Source organism: Aquimarina sp. I32.4 (genome assembly GCF_002924285.1).
Taxonomy (GTDB): Bacteria; Bacteroidota; Bacteroidia; order Flavobacteriales; family Flavobacteriaceae; genus Aquimarina.
The window spans coordinates 1-1,345 of sequence record NZ_PGUB01000233.1 but is presented as its reverse complement, the minus strand read 5'-3'; the positions used below and the strand labels follow the sequence as shown (position 1 = coordinate 1,345).

General features: G+C 36.1%; 1 protein-coding gene. It reads left to right on the top strand.

The annotated features are described in order from the left end of the window. Positions 1-92: 92 nt before the first annotated feature. The gene (locus tag CVD18_RS22225; RefSeq protein WP_103867630.1) at positions 93-1,295 is read left to right on the top strand and encodes an IS256 family transposase; all 1,203 of its coding nucleotides are present in this window, start codon (positions 93-95) and stop codon (positions 1,293-1,295) included. The last annotated feature ends 50 nt before the right edge of the window (positions 1,296-1,345 follow it).

Genomic DNA, 1,345 nt, shown 5'->3' with positions numbered 1-1,345 from the left:
GGTAGTGTCCAATAAACTGTGTAAATAAGAATTAGGCGGGTTTTAAAACCCGCCTAATTTTTTTTGTTTAATTTTAATAACACAGTTTTCTTATGGAAGATTTAAAGAAACAATTTTTGGAAAGTGGCTTACTGGATGGTTTAAAAACGGAAGCCGAATTAACTAATTTATTAAAACAGCTTCACAGCACTGCTTTAGAATCAATGTTACAAGGAGAACTTGATGCTCACTTGGGTTACCCCAAGAATGCAAAGAGTATTACTGGTAATGCTCGAAACGGTACCACTAGTAAACAGATCAAGACTGAATTTGGCAAAAGCCAGATTACTATTCCTAGAGATCGCCAAGGTAGTTTTGAGCCCGTTGTAGTTCCTAAACACAAAAGCAACTCCTTATCAGTCGAAAAGATAGTGATCTCTCTTTATGCTAAAGGAATGAGTGTTTCTGATATTGAAGATGAGTTACAAGAAATCTATGGATTTAAACTCTCTACTTCAGCTATTTCAATGATTACAGAGAGAGTTAACCAACACGTCTTAGACTGGCAAAACAGACCTTTGGAGAATGTGTATTGCGTGGTGTGGATGGATGGTATTGTCTTTAAGGTTAGGCAAGCTGGAAAAGTAATAAACAAGACCATTTATCTAGCTGTTGGGCTTAATCGAGAAGGTCGCAAAGAGCTCATGGGAATGTGGCTTGGACATAATGAATCTGCTGCATTTTGGCAAGGCGTACTTACTGATATGAAAGCTCGAGGGGTAGAGGACATTTTAGTGACTGTAACAGACAATCTCAATGGCTTTACACAATCTATCAAAAACGTGTTCCCAACAGCAGATACTCAAATTTGTGTAGTACATCAAATACGTAACAGTGCACGCTACGTAGTATGGAAGGACAAAAAAGAATTTACTGGAGATATGAAACATATTTATAATGCCCCTAATAAAGAAATGGCCAAAGTAGAACTAGAGAAATTTGCAAAAAAATGGAATAACAAATACCCTTATGCCGTTCAATCTTGGCAAAGAAACTGGGAGGAACTTACTGTGTTTTTTGACTTCCCTTTAGAGATCAGAAAGATTATTTATACCACCAATCTTATCGAAAATCTAAATGGTAAAATCAGAAAGTACACTAAAAATAAAATGGCATTCCCTACAGATGATGCCCTCAAAAAATCAGTATACCTAGCATTAATGCAGATTACTAAAAAGTGGACAGCTCCAATACCGAATTGGGGGTTGATACTTAATCAGTTCTTAACTATATTTGAAAAACGGGTCCAACTATAAAAAGTTAAACCCGCTGAAATTTTGTTTACACAAAATTATGGATACTGTCA

Excerpts from the sequence above, each read along its gene's own strand:
- CVD18_RS22225 (WP_103867630.1), top strand. The coding sequence starts at position 93 with ATGGAAGATTTAAAGAAACAATTTTTGGAAAGTGGCTTACTGGATGGT.